This is a genomic window from Mesorhizobium sp. B2-5-7 (assembly GCF_006440875.1).
Classification (GTDB): Bacteria; Pseudomonadota; Alphaproteobacteria; order Rhizobiales; family Rhizobiaceae; genus Mesorhizobium; species Mesorhizobium australicum.
Window position 1 is genome coordinate 59,719 of the sequence record NZ_VFUO01000007.1, and the last position, 18,324, is coordinate 78,042.

Annotated in this window: 17 protein-coding genes and 1 pseudogene; 14 read left to right on the plus strand and 4 right to left on the minus strand. The window is 59.8% G+C overall.

What is annotated here, in order from left to right; translation table 11 throughout:
- Positions 1-439: 439 nt before the first annotated feature.
- From FJ543_RS26490 to FJ543_RS31595, 3 genes are read left to right on the plus strand one after another with little or no spacing between them, the layout of a single operon-like run.
- Positions 440-640, plus strand: coding sequence for a hypothetical protein (locus tag FJ543_RS26490; RefSeq protein WP_064993548.1), 201 nt, complete (start codon positions 440-442; stop codon positions 638-640).
- A complete protein-coding gene (locus FJ543_RS26495) occupies positions 637-1,158 on the plus strand; it encodes a hypothetical protein (protein ID WP_064993549.1) in 522 nt (173 codons plus the stop codon). Before FJ543_RS26490 ends, FJ543_RS26495 begins: the two co-directional genes overlap by 4 nt.
- A 46-nt stretch (positions 1,159-1,204) precedes the next feature.
- Complete coding sequence (locus FJ543_RS31595) at positions 1,205-1,405, plus strand: hypothetical protein (protein WP_176479567.1); 201 nt, start codon at positions 1,205-1,207, stop codon at positions 1,403-1,405.
- Positions 1,406-1,823: 418 nt separating this feature from the next.
- Here the strand turns inward: FJ543_RS31595 and FJ543_RS26505 are convergent, their stop codons facing one another.
- On the minus strand, positions 1,824-2,042 hold the full coding sequence (locus tag FJ543_RS26505) for a hypothetical protein (RefSeq protein WP_064993551.1): 219 nt from the start codon (positions 2,040-2,042) through the stop codon (positions 1,824-1,826).
- Positions 2,043-2,410: 368 nt separating this feature from the next.
- A complete protein-coding gene (gene nifA, locus FJ543_RS26510; protein ID WP_064993575.1) occupies positions 2,411-4,171 on the minus strand; it encodes a nif-specific transcriptional activator NifA in 1,761 nt (586 codons plus the stop codon).
- 1,286 nt (positions 4,172-5,457) lie between these two features.
- Here nifA and FJ543_RS26515 point away from each other — a divergent pair.
- The 3 genes and pseudogenes from FJ543_RS26515 to FJ543_RS26525 all read left to right on the plus strand — a co-directional run bounded on the left by FJ543_RS26515 (position 5,458) and on the right by FJ543_RS26525 (position 9,112).
- Positions 5,458-6,851: pseudogene (locus tag FJ543_RS26515) on the plus strand (dicarboxylate/amino acid:cation symporter).
- A gap of 194 nt (positions 6,852-7,045) precedes the next feature.
- Entirely contained in the window at positions 7,046-8,110 is a 1,065-nt protein-coding gene (locus FJ543_RS26520; RefSeq protein WP_064993576.1) for a LacI family DNA-binding transcriptional regulator, read from the plus strand.
- Positions 8,111-8,272: 162 nt separating this feature from the next.
- Complete coding sequence (locus FJ543_RS26525; RefSeq protein WP_064993577.1) at positions 8,273-9,112, plus strand: TIM barrel protein; 840 nt, start codon at positions 8,273-8,275, stop codon at positions 9,110-9,112.
- A 14-nt stretch (positions 9,113-9,126) separates the two neighbouring features.
- On the opposite strand, the gene FJ543_RS26530 is transcribed toward FJ543_RS26525, so the two are convergent.
- Complete coding sequence (locus FJ543_RS26530; protein ID WP_064993553.1) at positions 9,127-10,044, minus strand: LysR family transcriptional regulator; 918 nt, start codon at positions 10,042-10,044, stop codon at positions 9,127-9,129.
- Between the two features lie 157 nt (positions 10,045-10,201).
- Here FJ543_RS26530 and FJ543_RS26535 point away from each other — a divergent pair, with 157 nt between their 5' ends.
- From FJ543_RS26535 to FJ543_RS31600, 5 genes are all read left to right on the plus strand, one after another.
- Positions 10,202-10,792: a NodA family N-acyltransferase gene (locus tag FJ543_RS26535; protein ID WP_064993554.1), complete on the plus strand. Its 591-nt coding sequence runs from the start codon at positions 10,202-10,204 to the stop codon at positions 10,790-10,792.
- Between the two features lie 213 nt (positions 10,793-11,005).
- On the plus strand, positions 11,006-11,287 hold the full coding sequence (locus FJ543_RS26540; RefSeq protein ID WP_064993555.1) for an acyl carrier protein: 282 nt from the start codon (positions 11,006-11,008) through the stop codon (positions 11,285-11,287).
- Positions 11,288-12,496: a beta-ketoacyl-[acyl-carrier-protein] synthase family protein gene (locus FJ543_RS26545; protein WP_064993556.1), complete on the plus strand. Its 1,209-nt coding sequence runs from the start codon at positions 11,288-11,290 to the stop codon at positions 12,494-12,496. It abuts the gene before it with no gap.
- A 285-nt stretch (positions 12,497-12,781) separates the two neighbouring features.
- Positions 12,782-13,519, plus strand: a complete 738-nt coding sequence (gene fabG / locus FJ543_RS26550; RefSeq protein ID WP_064993557.1) for a 3-oxoacyl-[acyl-carrier-protein] reductase — start codon at positions 12,782-12,784, stop codon at positions 13,517-13,519.
- Between the two features lie 234 nt (positions 13,520-13,753).
- Positions 13,754-14,251: a hypothetical protein gene (locus FJ543_RS31600; RefSeq protein ID WP_064993558.1), complete on the plus strand. Its 498-nt coding sequence runs from the start codon at positions 13,754-13,756 to the stop codon at positions 14,249-14,251.
- Here FJ543_RS31600 and FJ543_RS26560 read toward each other — a convergent pair.
- Entirely contained in the window at positions 14,239-15,222 is a 984-nt protein-coding gene (locus FJ543_RS26560) for a LysR family transcriptional regulator (protein ID WP_064993559.1), read from the minus strand. The genes FJ543_RS31600 and FJ543_RS26560 overlap by 13 nt on opposite strands.
- Before the next feature lie 299 nt (positions 15,223-15,521).
- Between FJ543_RS26560 and FJ543_RS26565 the strand changes: the two genes are divergently transcribed.
- From FJ543_RS26565 to nodC, 3 genes are read left to right on the plus strand one after another with little or no spacing between them, the layout of a single operon-like run.
- Entirely contained in the window at positions 15,522-16,112 is a 591-nt protein-coding gene (locus FJ543_RS26565; protein ID WP_064993560.1) for a NodA family N-acyltransferase, read from the plus strand.
- Positions 16,109-16,750, plus strand: a complete 642-nt coding sequence (gene nodB / locus FJ543_RS26570) for a chitooligosaccharide deacetylase NodB (protein ID WP_064993561.1) — start codon at positions 16,109-16,111, stop codon at positions 16,748-16,750. The genes FJ543_RS26565 and nodB overlap by 4 nt, the downstream gene beginning before the upstream one ends.
- Positions 16,751-16,764: 14 nt before the next feature.
- A complete protein-coding gene (nodC, locus tag FJ543_RS26575) occupies positions 16,765-18,117 on the plus strand; it encodes a chitooligosaccharide synthase NodC (protein WP_064993562.1) in 1,353 nt (450 codons plus the stop codon).
- Positions 18,118-18,324 lie beyond the last annotated feature (207 nt).

Sequence of the window (18,324 nt, forward strand, 5' to 3'; positions counted from 1 at the left end):
TCGCCTTTTTCCTCTCGAGTGCCGCAGATGCGATCGCTCCGTCTCGCCGGCGTCTCCATCTAAATGCTGGGCGCGAGCTGACGATCTCGCGCAAGCAGGCGCTCGCTTTTCTGGCCGATCCCGACGCCTATCTCACCGGAAACCGCTGTGAGCTCGATGATACCTCAGCGCTACGAATACGAGACCTTCGGGGCACGGCACATCCCCTCGCGCAACGTGGCCACGGCGCTCTGGCCTCCGCCAGCAAGGGCCAACTCAGATAGCACCCCAGAGACGAAAACCACGTGAACCTGCACACGCGCCAGCCGGCGACGACTGCGCAATCGACAAGTGACCTGCACGCCCGGCATTTTGCTGTTGTCGGCGCTCTCCTTGGCACGAGGATTGCGTGACCGTTACCGAAATAGCAAGGAATTCGAAACCGTTAGCAGGAGTAAAGATGGATACCGCACAATTGGACCGGGAGATCCACAAGATCGCCAACCAATGCGTGACCGAGGCCAGGGCAGTCGTCAAGAATCGAGGGCTCCAGCCCCAGGAACTAACCGCGAAAACGGTCGCTGCCGGCGTCGACACTGTCGAGATCGTACGCTCGGCCGACGCGGCCATGAGCAAGGTTGACGAGGGGACGTGGCTGTGACGACGATCGCCTACAAACACGGCGTAATGGCCGCCGACAGCCGTGCCTACGGCGCCGGCCTGGGGTCAATCGGCTCCAAGCTCAAAATCCGCCGTCTTCCGGATGGACGCCTGATTGGCGCAACGACTCCCCAGGTTGGCGCCGGTGAGGCCATTCTGGACTGGTACGCCGCTGGCGCTGACGTTCACAACACGCCAGAGGGTGTAAAAGGCTCCAACGTCGGTCTGCTGGTCGTTCATCCCGACGGGCGCGCTCAAGTGGCGTCTGGCGCCTGGACACTGACCGGCATGCTCGAAAGCCCCTATTTTGTTGTCGGCAGCGGCTCCCATTACGCGGAGGCCATTCTCGAATCCGGCGGGACCTCACAGCAGGCTGTAGAGATCGCCTGCAAGTTCGATTCGCACTCCGGGCTCCCGGTCGTGTCCCTGATGCACGGAGCGCCCTGCCCTTCCCCGCGCCACCCCAGGCGGGCCAAGTGGCTGTCGTGGGTCGGCAGGAGGTTCAAGATTTCGGGCTAGTTATCGTCGCAGCTGCCGGCCGTGACAATAGGATGAAGGGAGTCTGATGGGGTACAAACCAACGCGGCACAAGCCGCGCGAGGCAGCCCTGATCCGCTTGATCATCAACGGGTTCGGCGGCCCAGCGCCGGCGCCGCTAGTAGCGATCGCGCTGCTGGCGACGTCGGCCATCCAGTTCGCCGGCGTACCGGTCTCAGTCGTGGCGCTATTGTTCTTGCGCCGCCAGCTGGAGGAATCTTTCAGTTAAGGCCCCGAGGCGTTGCTTCAATCACTCTGTAGACAGTGGTCGGGTCTTCGCCTGGATCAGGAGTTCGCGTGACTCGTCGGACATCGCAGCTGTGAGGGTCACCCTTCGTGCGTACCCTGTGTTTGGCATTGACGAGACCTTTCCCTTGCCGGCGCAAGCAACGTCGTCAGATGAATGACCAACATCAGGCGTGAATCAGCAAGAGCGGGCAAACCACACCAGCGGCTTCTGAGGACCGCGGACACCTTGCGCTTGTCGGACATGACCTGGACGAAAGCGGACACACACGGAGCATTGTCGATCCAGACATGGACGAATCCCGCCGATGCCGAGGAGGCGATTGACTACGCCCGTTTGCCGCCGGTGATGCGATGTCCGACGAGGCCAAGGCCGGCCCAGCTCTTGATGTCGAGATGAACTACTTCGCCGGGATGCTCCCGCTACCGGGCGCCTGGGACCCGGCTCCGACGCACCGAACCTGTTCAGGCCCAAACCGCCAGTCGGCCGCTGCAACGATCCATTGCTCTGCGATCACCGATCCATCGTACAAGTCCTCGTCAATAAGGTGTGCGGCCTGCCAAGGGTTCTCTTCGATCTTGGTCGGCACGCCCTTCCAGATTTTCCTTTCAAAAGACATCGTGGGCTCCTGCGAAAAGGCGGGCCCGCAATTTAAAGGCGGGCCCGCAATTTACAGGAGTCTTTAGCATGGACGTGTTCTACACCAAAAAGGATAGCGAGCGCACAGAGCTCATATCGGGTGGTAGCACCGGTCACCGGTTCCTCGTTCTATTTTGCTTTACATAACGGCCACCTGTCGTTGGGGCCAACCAGGTCGAAACAGCTTGAAATTGGCCTCCTGCCCGCCAATCTCATTGCTAGGTAGCAAAGCGTCATGGCCCCATGTTCTTGCCTGGGTCGATCGAATCGAAATGGCGACGCGGGGACCCCACATCGCTCGTCTCAAGGCGCCAAAGCACCAAGGCTTCATCTGGTTCGGTTGATTCTTCACAGACGTTTGATCTCAATGCCGTATTTCCTCAGCGTGTAGCCAATCTGGCGCGGCGTCAGTCCAAGCAGGCGTGCCGCCTTTGCCTGGACCCAGCCACATCTTTCCATGGCCGCGATGACAGCTTCAGCACCGGTCGTTCTCGTACCGTTCAAGTGAGCTATCCTGCTGAGTGGCGGCTCCCCTGTAGTCTCAGGCGGGACTGCGACGGAGGGAGACGTACCGGCAGCAGCCGGCGTTATGGCCGCACCCCCTGGCGCCGGCAACATCGGACGCGATTGCAGCGCCAGGCTGACGGATCTGACCTTATGCAGCGCCGCTGCGAAGCATTGGCCTTGGCAGCATGCAAAGTCGCCTCTCCCTATCGATGCCCCCATCGCCAGAACGGCTGTCCGATACACGCAGTTCTGGAGCTCGCGAATGTTGCCGGGAAAATCACAGTTCATCAGCACTTCAACCGCACCGGGATCGAGGGTCATCGTAACGCCGTTCTCATCATTGAAATTTTTGAGAAACTCGGCTGCGAGGAGCGGAATATCACTGCGCCTTTCGCGCAGCGCCGGCACCCGCACCGTAAACACATTGATGCGGTAATAGAGGTCCTCCCGGAACTCATTTCTGGCAACTGCCTCTTCCAGGTTCTTGTTCGTGGCAGCGATGATCCGAACATCGACTTTGACGGTCTGGTTGCCGCCGACGCGCTCGAACTCCTGCTCCTGCAGCACACGCAAGAGCTTTGCCTGGAACGATGGCGAGATCTCGCCGATCTCGTCCAGGAACAGCGTCCCTTTGTCGGCGAGCTCAAAGCGCCCCTTGCGCGAGTTGAACGCGCTTGTGAATGCGCCCTTCTCGTGACCGAACAATTCGGATTCCAGGACTGTCTCGGATAGCGCAGCGCAATTGACCTTGATGAAGGGGCGTTTGGCGCGCGGCGACAAATCATGGAGGGCCTTGGCGACCTTCTCCTTCCCGGTACCCGACTCGCCTCGCAACAGAACCGCAATCTTGAGCTTGGCTACGACCTGGATATTCTCAATCAGATCGCGAAACGGCAAACTGTCGCCAATCATCCCCTCGATGTGAATCTTGTTACGCTGCCGCGCCGGTTGGTTCTGCTTTGGCTGCAAGTCGTGCTGGGCCATGGGTTGCTGGCGACCGCCCCCTAGGGAGCGACGAAACTTGACTGTCTGACCTACCAAATTAGCGATTTGGTTGAGCAGATAGAGGTTGTGATCGAGCCAAGCTCTTGGGTCTTCGCCCAGTACGTGGTCGATGGTCAGTGTGCCCACGACATCCGCATCGACGCGAATGGGAACGCCGATGAAGGACACTGCTGCGTTGTTGGAGACCCCGAGCACGTCCGTGTCGGCGGCGGTGAAAGCCGAATGAAAGGCGATGTTCTCGGTGACCAGGGGCGTGCCCGCCCTCATAATGTGGTCGATCGCGTTCCGCGGCACACGGCGGCTCTCGCTCGAGCCGGCGCCGAAGATTTCCAGTTCGCCATGACTGTTTAAGAGAGAGATGATGCCGTGCCGCATCGGCAGAAACGATCGCAGAATATCTACGACCTTTGTCAACGTGACATCGAGCGCGGAGGGGGCGGCAAGTGCTGTAGTAAATATTTCCACTACGCCGGCAAGCTCGCTCTCACGTGACGGCAGAGTAGCGGATTCCATTTTGGCGTCGTGAAGCGATGGGCAGCATGACGGCGTCTGCTCAGCACTTTCTTCAGATTGGCGATTGTTGTCATGATTTAGCATGTCATCCTCCATTCCGGGCCGCGACAGCAACGCCGCGCCATGTGGGCCTGCGACGTCGCCGGGCGTAGAGGCCCTGGTCAAATGGCATCGGCGCCCCAGCCACCGTTGGCCGGGACCGGCATGAGTTTCTTCGCCCCGTAGGCCGCCGCAGATTGGCGCACTTGCTCGCGCGTCGGAGCCACGAGTGCTTGGGACGTCGATAGAAACAATCGTGACGCGGGGTTGGCGGCAGCACGCCGGAGTTCCGCAGGAGGCATAAGACGAAAAGTAGGTCTCGGTTTTTGGCTTCGGTCAGGGTCCGATGAAAGGCAGGCACGAAAAATGCGGGAGGCGATGCTCGATGCATAGCTGGACTATCCTTAGTGAATCGGGGCGCTCTACAGGCTCTTCCGGTGGCCACCACTGCTGCTCGGAACGAGATGGGCAGTCAACAGCTGCTCGGAACGATGTGGCCAATCAACCGAACTTCCTTGCATTTCTGAAAGGATGAGAGAGGCTATGATAGAATCCATCATTCAGATTCTAGGAGATCGATGGGAACGGCAAAGATGTTTGCCCCGGCGTCTCGAGGGTGCCTGGCGCGCTGAGCGAGCCGACGCATTTGCGCGCTTCTATCGCCGGCAATCGCTGCCGACGTCCTCCTGGTTCCGGCTCGCTGAGTGACCGCGACAATCGTTCATTCCTCGCTATTTGATGCCATTCCCACGAGAGCAGGCTGGCGCGTGCCATGGCGCGAAGTTGTCGTCGTGCGGGCTTCAGTGTTCGTGCTGCAAAGCATCTCCTCAATCACACGGTTGCGCCAGGACCCGCGGGATCAATCGGTCTGTCGACGGCCCCTTCGAGACGCTCTGCTTCGGCGGGAGCGCGGCCAGAGCACGCTCGTGTAGGTGATCCTCCACTCCGGTGGCGGTCGGTCGCAAATACGACAAGGAAGCGGGGACATCGGGGCGCCAGAGACACAACCGGCGGCCGCTCTGCCAGGCAAAGCAATTACTGCACGGCGCCCTGTCAATCCTCTTTCTTCTACCGGACCGTATTGCTTCGACGCGGCACAATGCCGAGCCTAAGTGCGGGATTTCGCCCAGGATCAGGCAGCCAGTGCGGAAACCCGCACAAACCTCGGGGACACCGGGTGACCGAGCGTCTGAACATGCACGATTGGGCGCGGGATTTCCACTTGGCACGACGCTTGCAGCCGAAACGACAGCAGCGCTCGACCGGAGCGCCGCGATGGAGAAGCGCGGGAAGGGAGGAGGCCCACCCCGATCCGGTCAGGGAGAGAAAAGCTGTTGGCTCCACCGATTCGAAGCGCCGGTCCCCCAGCCCGCAAGGCCTTCTACGCCCAACTGTACGTGCAGGTGCTTACCGCCATCGCCCTCGGTGTCGCAGTCGGCTATTTGTATCCGGGCACCGGAGAGGCTCTGAAGCCGCTGGGCGATGCTTTCATCAAGCTCGTGAAGATGATTATCGCACCTGTGATCTTTCTAACCGTAACGACCGGCATTGCGGGCATGAACGATCTCAAGAAGGTCGGCCGGGTCGCCGGCAAGGCGATGATCTATTTCCTCACCTTCTCGAGCCTCGCATTGATCGTCGGTCTCATTGTCGCCAATGTCGTTCAACCCGGCTCTGGCCTCGATATCGATCCGGCCTCGCTCGATGGCCAGGCCGTGCAGGGCTATGTGGCCAAGGTCCACGATCAGTCGGTGACCGGCTTCCTCATGAACATCATCCCGTCAACTATCGTTGGTGCCTTCGCCGAAGGCAACATCCTGCAGGTCCTGTTCTTCTCGATTCTGTTCGGCAGCGCTCTGGCGATGGCCGGAGACACCGGCAAGCCTGTGCTTTCCTTGCTTCAAGCGCTACTCGCGCCGGTGTTCAAGCTGGTCGGCATCCTGATGCAGGCCGCGCCCGTCGGCGCTTTCGGCGCCATGGCCTTCACAATCGGCAAATATGGCATCGGTTCAGTGGCCAACCTCGCCATGCTGGTCGCGACGTTCTATTTCACCGCATTCGTCTTCGTGTTCGGGATTCTTGGCGCGGTGTGCCGATACAACGGTTTCTCAATCTTTTCTCTCGTGCGATACATCAAGGAAGAGCTGCTGCTGGTCCTGGCAACGTCCTCCTCGGAGGCTGCGCTGCCCTCGCTCATGGAGAAAATGGAGAAGGCAGGCGCCAAGCGTTCCGTCGTGGGTCTCGTCATCCCGACGGGATATTCCTTCAATCTGGACGGTACCAATATCTATATGACGCTTGCCGCCCTCTTCATCGCCCAGGCAACGAACACGCATTTGTCGGTTGCCGATCAGATTCTCCTGTTGGTCGTCGCGATGCTTTCCTCGAAGGGTGCCGCAGGTATTACGGGGGCTGGCTTCGTCACGTTGGCCGCCACGCTTTCCGTAATACCAACTGTTCCCGTTGCTGGGATGGCTCTGATCCTTGGTGTGGACCGCTTCATGTCCGAATGCCGAGCGCTGACGAATGTAGTGGGTAACGCGGTGGCTGCGCTCGTCGTCGCCCGCTGGGAAGGCGAATTGGACGAAGCGCGCATGAAAGCCGCCTTCTGCGGGAGCTTGCCGAGAGACTAAACCGGCCACCCCGCCCCAGCAAGATTGCTGCAGCGCGACCAATCAAGTCGCCGCGCTGTCATCAGCACGAAACAATCGGCTCGCGGCTCTAAACAGCGCGTCGCGAGACACAAGATCAGAAGCGCCAATGCGGTGAATCAAGAAACATGGATGCCTTACGCAAACGAAACCGAGAGCGACGAATGCTCGGTTGCTCCTTGAGCGCTGTTCATTGGATAGGTTGCCGATCGTGGAGCATGTCGAAATCTTCACGTTGCCGCCCGGAACCGTCGCCGGGACCGGGCCGATGACACAGGGACAGCCGATCAGAATTGGCGCGACGGCCAAGCGCCCCACAATTGCCGATCTCGCCCGCGAAGCCGGAGTGAGCGTAGCAACGGTCGATCGCGTCCTGAACGATCGTCTTCCGGTGCGGGAGCGGACCGCGCGGCTGGTCAATGAAGCCGCCCACGCGATCGGCTATCATGCGGCGGGTCTCATCAAACAGCGCTTGCAACGGGACCTGCCGCAGTACCGGCTAGGCTTCATCCTGAGAAAGCCGGCCCAGCATTTCTACCAAGATTTCGCGCGCGAGGTCGAAGCAGCGGTTACTTCGGCCGAGACCTTCCATGGCACTCCGGTTATCGAATTCGCGCCTTCGCATTCGCCCGGGGAGCTGGCGGCTAGCCTCAGGAATCTTGGTAGGCGCTGTCACGCGATCGGCATGGTGGCGCCAGACCACCCTAAGATCACGGCGGCAGTCGAGGAGCTCAAGGCAAAAGGCATCCCGGTTTTCTCGCTGCTTTCTGACTTCGCCGCTGGCGCGCGCGAGGGCTACGTAGGTCTCAACAACCACAGGGTCGGGCGCACGGCAGCTTGGATGTTCTCCAAAGCCGCTAAACGGCCTGGCAAAGTGGCGGTGTTTGTCGGCAGCCACCGTTTCCAGAGTCATGAGCTGCGGGAAAGCGGCTTCCGCTCCTATTTCCGTGAGAACGAGCCAGCATTCGAGGTGCTCGATACGCTCTTGAACTTTGAGAAACGACAGATCACTTACGAGGCGCTACTGCATCTTATGCAGCGGGAACCTGAGCTCGTCGGGTTCTACGTGGCCGGCGGTGGCATGGAGGGTGCCATCTCCGCGCTCCGGGACGAGTGCAACGGTCAGGATCTCGTCGTGATCGTGAATGAAATCACGCCGGAGTCACGGGCGGCTCTCGCGGATGACATCGTCACGATGGCGCTCGCCACGCCACTGCGCCGACTTTGCCAGGAGCTGATGCTGCTGATGGACCGCGCCCTCAAGAACGGCACGGCGGAGACATCGGGCCAGACATTTCTGCCGTTCGATATCTATGTGCCGGAGAATATCTGAATGATGTGATTCTATCAGTGCGTGCCAATTTTCTATCATAAATGCAAGAATCGCTCGATTGACTAGCCTGCTCCAATCAGCTTTGTGCATCCGCCTGCGGTGGGGCGCGCGGAGAAGCCAGACAAGACTGGCGCCGCACTTTTTGAAGGAAAAGCCAAGCCCATGCGCCAGGTATCTCCCCGCTTTGCGCTGGAAGACATGGCGGCGCCTTCTGTCGACGTCAGTGCAATTTTCGCAATTGCGCGTGATCAGGGCCTGACCGATGTTCAAATCCGTGACCATCGTTTCAGCAATCCTGTTGCACGCGCCATTCCGGCTGCTGAGGTCCGCTCGGCCGCTACCGAAGCCGGCGTCACGATAATTTCGATGAACGCTTTGCAGCGCTTCGACGACTGGACTGCCATCCGCCGGGCGGAGGCGAGCAAGCTGGCCGACTACGCTGCGGCGTGCGGGGCCAAGACGGTCGTGCTGGTGCCAGTCAACCACGGCTCGCGCGCCAGCGCTGGCGAGCGCCATGACTGTCTCCGCCTCGCTCTAAACGCGCTCAAGCCGGTCCTCCAATCGCGCGGCCTTGTCGGCCTGATTGAGCCGCTGGGCTTTCGAACCTGCTCGCTCCGATCAAAGAAGGAAGCGGTCGAGGCGATTGCCGCGGTTGACGGCCAGACCGTGTTTCGCCTGATGCACGATACGTTCCACCACACGCTCGCCGGCGAGGCCTCCTTGTTTGGCGAGCTTACCGGACTGGCGCACATTTCAGGCGTGAACGACCCGATGTTCTGGATTTGCCCGGATCGCCTTCTTGGAGGTTCTGACAATGCCAGTCAGATCCAGGCGCTGCTTGACCATGGCTATGCGGGACCCTTCTCGTTCGAACTGGTAGAGGAAGTGTGCACGATTGACGAGCTCGCTGGCGCGCTTGCCGCCAGTATTGATTTCATCCAGCGCGTGCTGTCGACGCGAAAGCAGTTGGTCGAAGAGGTAGAAAGCGAAATGGACGTGTAAAGCCTCGCGTGTTGTCACAGCGGAACAGCCATGCGAGCTGCCTCCTGCATCATTACCTCGCGCATCCAGACGCTTGCCGGATCGGTATTATGGAGTGCTGGCCATTGGACCGCTTCGGTGAAAGCAGGAAGCGGCAGCGGAAGTTCCACAATCTGAAGGGGGAAGGTTTTTTCGAAGTGCTTAACCAGCCGGAAGGGCATGGTCGCAATACGAGCCGTGCCGGACACCATGGGTGGGATCATGCTGAAGCCCTGCACGGCCACCTCGACACGTCTTTTAAGACCATGCTCGAGTAAGAACCATTCCTCGACGGACGGCATCAGCGAACGTCCGAACCTGACCGAGACGTGCCTCATCGACAGGTATCTCTCGAATGTAAGTTGCCGTCTCAGCTGCCTGTTCGTGGGACAGCCGACGCATACGAGCCTCTCGTCGAACAAGGCCACGCTCGAATGCGCGCTCGACGTGAACAAATCTGGAAGAACTACAAAATCGACGTCGCCGCGCCCGAGGAGCTCATCGGGGCTATCGTTGACAGGCAGCAATTCGAAACTGACGGCGGGGGCTTCCCGGGCAACACGCTCCACGACTTTCTCAAAAAAAACGAGCGTGGCGAAATCGGAAATAGTGATCCTGAAGCGACGATCGGATCGAGCCGGGTCAAACGGATCGGAAGAAATAATCGTACGCTGGATGTGCAGCAGAGCGTCGCGAACTGCGGGGCCAAGTGCTGCCGCACGTGACGTCAGAATACGTTCGCGGCCGTTCATGCTGAACAGTTCATCGCCGAAAAAATCGCGCAGTCGGGCGACGGCCGCACTCATCGCCGGCTGACTGAGATTGATCCGGCGTGCCGCCGCCGAGAGATTGCGCTCGGCCAGCAATGCGTCCAGCACGACGAGAAGATTGAGATCAAGCCCCCTGAAACGCATTTCTGCGGCTATCCATAGAGTGGATACCTTCCATCGAAACAAAGGATTTTATCATTGTGCTGAAATCTCGCATGGACAAACACCTGACGCACCGATCACCGCTGCCTCTATGCCGTGATGAGCGTCTTAAGGACAACCCGAAAGGAGAAATTCTTCCATGCGCTCTGCCGTGCAGTGGAGGTTATGCTGGGAAAATAGCTTGCAAGTGGCCGACCATGTCGAGCTCTCCGATTTCTTCCGAAAGATCTATGGACGAAACGGGGTCTTCGGCGCAAAGCCATTCGAAGGTGGCCGCAGTTGGGCCGGCGCAAGACCCGAACTCCGCCTTATTGCCAGCGACCCTGAGGGCGTAGCGGCACACATCGGAATACTGCGCCGCTTCATCAAGGTTGGCGACGTCGATGTTCTTGTGGCTGAGTTGGGCCTGTATGGCGTTCGTCAGGATCTTGAGAAGCTCGGAATCAGCTTTTCTATGCGCGCCGTATATCCCGTCCTGCAGCAGATGGGGGTTCCCTTCGCTTTCGGCACGGTTCGGCACGCCATGCGTAACCATGTTGAGAGGTACTGCAGAGAGGGCATAGCCACCATTGTGCCAGGCGTCCGGGTCCGTTCGAGCCGCGCAAATGTGCATCACGACCTGCCGTCCACGCGCCTGGATGACGTACTCGTGTTGGTATCGCCAATTGGACGCTCCATGGACGAATGGCCCTCCGGCACGCTGATCGACCGCAACGGTCCGGAGCTGTGAAGCTTCGGGGCTGCATATCCGTCCCGAGTGGCTACGGCCTCCCAGCAAGATTCTTCGCCATCGCGGCCTGCGCCGCAGGCCAGCCGGACTTATCCGGCTCCATGGGCGTTAAGCTTCTTCAGTTGCAGAAGTTTGATGGCTGGTTCCCCGATGCGCGCGGCTCAAGGAGTTATGTCGCGCCACGTAAAAACAAGCTGAAATGGAAAGAGACAAATGTCTGATCAACTTATAACGGAAGTCATTGAGATAATCAGGAAGCGCATCGAATCGGAGAACGCCGAGGGAACGACTGCAGCATCCGTCGGCGAAATAACCACTGCGAACGAAGTGACTGCGCTCGGGATCGATTCACTGGGGTTGGCGGACGTGCTCTGGGATCTCGAGCAGGCGTACGGCATCAAGATCGAGATGAACTCGGCCGATGCGTGGTCTGATCTCCAAACTGTCGGGGACATGGTGGAAGCCATCCGCGGCTTGCTCAACAAGGCGGCTTGAATGGATCGCCGGGTCGTCATCACTGGACTGGGCGGGCTGTGCGGGCTGGGCACCGATGTCGGGTCCATCTGGAAAGGCATGCGCGAGGGCCGATCGGCCATCGGTCCCATTGTCAATGCACAGCTTCACGGACTGGAGGGCGCGATCGGCGCCGAGATCAAGACGCTGCCTGAGCACGACATTGAGCCTCGGCAGCTGCTCTCCATGGGACGTTTCAGCCTGCTTGCCGTGCTTGCAGCACGCGAAGCCATGCGACAGTCCGGACTCTCCTGCGATGAAGGCAATGCCCATCGCTTTGGCGCAATAGTGGGTGCCGGCTTCGGCGGCTTCGATGCGACCGAGAAAGGCTACCGCGACGTCCTTTTGGGGGGAGCGTCCCGCGTTGAACTGTTCTCGGGAGTAAAGGCGATGCCGAGCGCGGCTGCGTGCCAGGTCAGCATGAGCCTCGGCCTTCGCGGGCCGGTCTTCGCCGTCACCACCGCCTGTGCATCGGGCAATCATGCGATTGCCTCGGCCGTAGACCAGATCAAGTATGGCCGGGCCGACGTGATGCTTGCGGGAGGCAGCGACGCGGCGTTCGTGTACATGATGATGAAGGCATGGGAAGCCATGCGCGTGCTCGCTCCGGACACTTGCCGGCCCTTCTCCGCGGACCGGAAGGGAGTGGTGCTGGGCGAAGGTGCGGGCATGGCCGTACTGGAAAGCTATGAGCATGCTACCGCCCGGGGTGCAAAGATTCTTGCCGAGGTCGCGGGCATCGGTCTGTCTGCCGATGCCTCCCACATCGCCGCGCCGGCAGTTCACGGGCCGGAAGGCGCGATGCGCGCCTGCCTTGCCGATGCGAAACTGAATCCAGAGGACGTCGAGTACCTGAACGCGCACGGCACCGGCACCAAGGCCAACGATCAAATCGAAACGGCGGCGATCAAGCGAGTCTTCGGTGAGCATGCTCATTCGATGTCCGTCTCTTCCACCAAATCCACCCACGGTCACTGCCTAGGTGCAGCCAGCGCGATTGAAATGATCGCCTGTGTGATGGCGATTCAGGAGGGCGTGGTACCTCCGACCGCCAACTATCGCGAGCCAGACCCCGATTGCGATCTCGATGTCACGCCCAACGTGCCGCGCGAGCGTAAGGTGCGTGTGGCCATGAGCAACGCGTTTGCCATGGGGGGCACGAACGCAGTTCTAGCGTTCAAGCACGTATAGTGAGCGTCCATGTCGCCGCAAAGTCCTTCCGCGAGCCTTGCTAGACAGTCTGAACGCTCTCCCAGTGTCCACCAGTCAGCTCCAGGTGGTCAGATCGGTCGAGCCGCGTCTGGTCGTGCGGCCGATGCCGCCGCAACCCAATTGGTGCGTGAACTCACCAAGGCCGTTTGGCTGGATAAAATATTACGTCGCCGCGGATCGGGAGCGCCCAGGAAGCCATCCATCGAGCCGAGACTTCCGGCAGGCGAAACCGAATTCGCCGGCCTGAAGAGAAGAGGACAAGATATGTTCGAATTGAAGGGCCGCAAGGCGCTCGTCACCGGGGCATCGGGAGGCATCGGCGAGGCGATAGCCAGGATACTGCATGCGCAGGGCGCCATTGTCGGCCTGCATGGTACGCGCATCGAAAAGCTGGAGACGCTGGCCAACGAACTGGGCGACCGGGTCAAGCTGTTTCCGGCCAACCTGTCGAACCGCGACGAGGTCAAGGCGCTTGGCCAGAAGACGGAGGCCGATCTCGAAGGGGTTGACATCCTGGTCAACAATGCCGGCATCACCAAGGACGGCCTGTTCGTGCGCATGTCGGACGCCGATTGGGACTCAGTGCTCGAGGTCAACCTGACCGCCGTTTTCCGGCTGACCCGGGAACTGACCCACCCGATGATGCGCCGCCGCCACGGCCGCATCATCAACATCACTTCAGTTTCGGGTATCACCGGTAATTCGGGCCAGACCAACTACTCAGCTTCCAAGGCCGGCATGATCGGTTTCTCCAAGTCTCTGGCGCAGGAGATCGCCACCCGCAACATCACCGTCAACTGCGTCGCCCCGGGCTTCATCGAATCGGCCATGACCGACAAGCTCAACGACAAGCAGAAAGAGGCGATTATGGCGGCGATCCCGACCCGGCGGATGGGCACCAGCGCTGAAGTCGCGTCCGCGGTTGCCTACCTCGCCTCCGATGAAGCAGCCTACGTCAGCGGCCAGACCGTCCACGTCAATGGCGGCATGGCCATGATCTGAGCACGGGTAACCGGAGCCTACCTTGTCGTAGGCATCGCGCGACAGGTCTCACCGCCGGGGTTTGCAGGGCATGTGCTGCTGCATGCGGATCAAACGTCCGCGGCGCTTGTCGTAAACGGTTCATCCCGCAGCCCGGCCACGGCTGCACCCATGGCCGTGCGATGAGTTTGATACGCGTGCCGCGGAAGCGCAACAGGGGTCTCAAAGCCAGGCGCAGGCCTTTCCAGGGTCGTCATGGCGACCAAGATCCTTGCGCTCACCGATCCGCTCGGCACTTGTGTGCTTCGTCCCCCGTCAGGAGGCCGCTTCGATACGGGGTTTCGCCCGCGCATCGAGGGCGTCGCCTTCGGCGATCCGATCGCCGACACGGGGTTCAACATCAACACCATCATTGCCGATCTGAACGAGCGCGGCGCCAGGATCGCAATCCAGCACGATCCGAGGCGCGCCTTGCCGCCGCCTCTCGATCTGGAAGCGTCATCTGATCGAGAACTTCTTCTGCACCCAAGCGTATGGCAGGACAACTCCAACCAGAGCTTCGAAGCGAGCATCGACCGCAACCCTGGCATAACCCACGATGGGCCTCAGACCAAGGCCAGCCAAGATGCGAACCGGATGAGGTACCGACCAGAGACATGCACTTCGAGCTCCGCTCCTCGCTCCGGGCGTCTCACAGTCTGCAAGCGCAACACCTGCCGATCAGCTGACGATCTGTCGCCTCAGGCAACATGAGTGTGGGCGGTAACGGCCGACACAAATCCAGGAGCGCTGGGGGCCTCGCGTGGATTCGCAGGAGTAGCAAGTCGGGATGCTTCCTGCACCATTATCTCCCGCATCCAGATGCTGGCTGGATCACCGTTGTGGTTGGCCAGCCATTGGACGGCTTCGGTGAAAACGGGAAGCGGCAGTGGAAGTTCGACGACCTTAAGGGGGAACGTTCTTTCGAAGTGCTTAACCAGCCGGAAGGGCACGGACGAAATACGAGCTGTGCCGGACACCATTGGCGGCACCATGCTGAAGCCCTGCACCTCGACTTCGACACGTCTTTTTAGGCCGTGCTCGAGCAAGAACAGTTCCTCGATAGAGGGCTTGCGCCAACGTCCGAACCTGACGCAGACGTGCCTCATCGACAGGTATCTCTCAAATGTAAGCTGCCGTGGCAGCTGCTTGTTGGCGGCACAGCCCACGCATACCAGCTTCTCATCGAAAAGCGCCACGCTTGGAAACGCGCCCGACATGAACATATTCGGAAGAATTACAAAGTCGATGTCGCCGCGCCGGAGGAGCTCGTCTGGGTAGTCATCGAGTGGCAGCAATTCGAACGTGACGGCGGGGGCTTCACGAGCGACACGCTCCACGACTTTTTCAAAAAAAACGAGCGTGGCGAAATCGGAAATAATGATCCTAAAGCGTCGATCGGATCGAGCCGGGTCAAACGGATCCGAAGAAATAATCGAGGACTGGATACGCAGGAGAGCGTCGCGGACTGCGGGGGCAAGTGCAATCGCTCGTGCGGTCAGGATGCGCTCTCGACCGTTCATACTGAACAGTTCATCACCGAAAAAGTCGCGCAGCCGGGCGACAGCCGCACTCATGGCCGGCTGGCTTAGGTTTATGCGGCGTGCCGCCGCCGAGAGAGTGCGCTCGGCCAGCAATGCGTCCAGCACAACGAGAAGGTTGAGATCAAGCCCCTTGAAACGCATGCGTGCGGCTATCCATAGAGTGGATACCTTTCATCGAAACAAACGATTTTACCAGTTTTGCTGAACGTCGCATAGGGACCTCACAAGAGATGTAAGCAAGCCCTAAAGGAACTTGATGCTTGCGTGGGTGCCGGACAGCATTTCTGGCGTACGCCTTCCGGTGTCGACCGGATCGCATGTCCAGTGCGGCTAAAGTTCACCGGTGACCTGCGAAAGCCATATCGCGCCGGCTCGACGCGACAAGCTCCCCGTCATTAGGCGCTTACCTCAGGAAAACAGGAACGGACAGAGGTCTTTCCATGCGCTCTGAAGTGCAGTGGAGGTTGTGTTGGGAAAACGAGTTGCAACTGCATGAGCATGTCGAGCTGTCAGACTTCTTGCACAAAACCTATGGAGGGACTGGCACCTTCTCCGCAATGCGATTCGAAGGCGGCCGCAGTTGGTTCGGCGCGAGGCCAGAGTTCCGCGCAATTGGTAGGGACACGCACGGTGTAGCGGCACATCTCGGTCTACTGCGCCGGTTCATCAAAGTTGGCGAAATCGACGTGCTGGTGGCCGAACTCGGATTGTACGGGGTGCGTAGGGATCTTGAGGGCCTCGGCATCAGCTTGTCCCTGCGCAGTCTGTATCCGGCGCTGCAGCAGATGGGCGTTCCATTCGCTTTCGGCCAGGTTCGGCACGAAATGCGAAATCACATCCAGAGGCTCTGCAAGGTGGGGCTTGGGAAGATTGTGCCGGACGTTCGCATCCGCTCGACCCTGGCAGACATGCATCCCGACCTGCCGCCCACGCGCTTGGAGGACGATCTCCTCTTTGTCTCGCCGATTGGGCGGTCGATTGACGAGTGGCCGTCCGGCACCTTCATCGAGCGGAACGGTCCGGAGCTATGAAACATCTGGACCGCATATGTGAAATGTCCAGTCACTGCGCAGACGGCACCCAAGAGCGCAGCGTCTATCTCACGTTTGACGACGGTCCCGATCCCGTTTGGACACCGGAGGTCCTCGACGTGCTGGCGCAACACCGGACACCGGCGACATTCTTCCTGATCGGTGACGCGGCTGTAGACCGGCCGGAGCTTGTCCGGCGAATTATTGCGGATGGGCATGAAGTGGCCAATCACACGATGACTCATCGCGACCTGTCCAGATGCGAACCCGGCGAAGTTGAACGTGAAATAGTTGAGGCGAACAGCGCCATCAGGATGGCGTGCCCCCAAGCTGCGCTGCGGTACTTTCGTGCGCCCTATGGGAGCTGGACCGAAGAAGCTCTCAAAGTCTCGGCGAGCACTGGATTGGCACCCCTGCATTGGTCAGTCGATCCGCGAGACTGGTCTCGCCCCGGCGCGGACTTGATTGTCGATGCAGTTCTCGCCGGGGTCCGCCCGGGCGCGATTGTGCTCCTTCACGACGGGTGTGACTGCTCTCGAAGGAATCCACGCGACCAGACCGTTATGGCGCTGTCCCGCCTGATCCCAGCGCTGCACGACCGCGGATTCACAGTCCGACCCCTTCCTCAACATCATTGAACAAACGAGATCCTATGGACCCGCTTACCACAGCCAGTACCGTCGCCGTTTCGTGTTACGCGCTGCTCTCGACCGTTTATAAAGGCATGCAAGCGGTTTATGCGCAGCCGGGACACGTTGCCTCAAGCTCGGACGACTTGCTCGCCTTCGACCTTTGGCCGAGCGTGGATGTCATTATCCCCTGCTACAACGAGGAGCCGCGCACACTTTCGGCCTGTCTGGCTTCGGTTGCAAACCAGGAATACGCCGGAAAGCTGCACGTCTATGTGGTTGATGACGGTTCTGGAAATCGCAACGCCCTCATGCCGGTGCATCACGCCTACGTAGACGACCCCAGATTCACCTTTATTCAGCTCCCCCACAACGTCGGCAAACGTAAAGCACAGATCGCCGCGATCCGTGGTTCGTCTGGAGATTTCGTGCTCAGCGTCGACTCTGACACGACTCTCGAGCCCGACGTGATCGCGAAACTTACCGCAAGGATGCGGGATCCAGCGATCGGCGCCGCCATGGGCCAGCTGACGGCATCCAACCGGAGCGACACTTGGTTGACCCGGTTAATTGACATGGAGTACTGGCTCGCTTGCAACGAGGAACGGGCAGCGCAGGCCCGCTTTGGTGCGGTCATGTGCTGTTGCGGCCCCTGTGCAATGTACCGCCGCTCTTGTCTGATGTCGCTGCTGGATCAATACGAAACTCAGCTGTTTAGGGGCAAACCTAGCGACTTCGGCGAGGACCGCCATCTTACCATCCTGATGCTGAAAGCAGGCTTTCGGACCGAGTACGTTCCGGACGCCATCGCGGCGACAGTCGTTCCGGACAAGATGGGACCCTATCTGCGCCAACAACTACGCTGGGCACGAAGCACTTTCCGCGACACGCTGCTGGCACTGCGCCTGTTGCCGGGCCTCGATCGCTACCTCACGTTGGACGTGATTGGACAGAATCTCGGTCCATTGTTGCTCGCGGTCGCTGTACTCGCCGGGCTCGCAGAGCTCGCATTGGCAAATACGGTGCCTTGGCCAACGGCAATCATCATTGCCGGCATGACGATCATTCGATGCACCGTGATAGCTTTGCGTGCACGCCAAGTCCGGTTCTTCGGCTTTTCTCTGCACACGTTCATCAACATCTTTCTCCTACTTCCCTTGAAAGCTTATGCGTTGTGCACCTTGAGCAACAGTGATTGGCTGTCGCGCAAAAATGCCATCCAGCCCCATGGGAGCAAGAAGCCGATCATCGTCGCAAACCCGATCACCAGGGCAAATGGTACAGGCAGTCCGGGAATTGCCGGCTCGAATCGTACTGATCGTTCGCGCGATTCTGCACAGCTGGTTGAGCCTGGCGTTCTTCACAGCTCCGACTGAGCACTTGGGTAGAGAATACGTCGTGAGCTTAGGCATACATCAACGATCAGACCGAGAACCAGCCGAAAGCGACTGTAGCCTTCGACCCTTTTTTGCGCGGCTGCTACAATCGCTTTCTCTCATTCCTCAAGGACCAGCACAGGTACCAGCTGCTCTGGACCAGAACCTCGAAAGTAAGCTGCCGGCCGGCCGATTGGCCTGTTTTCA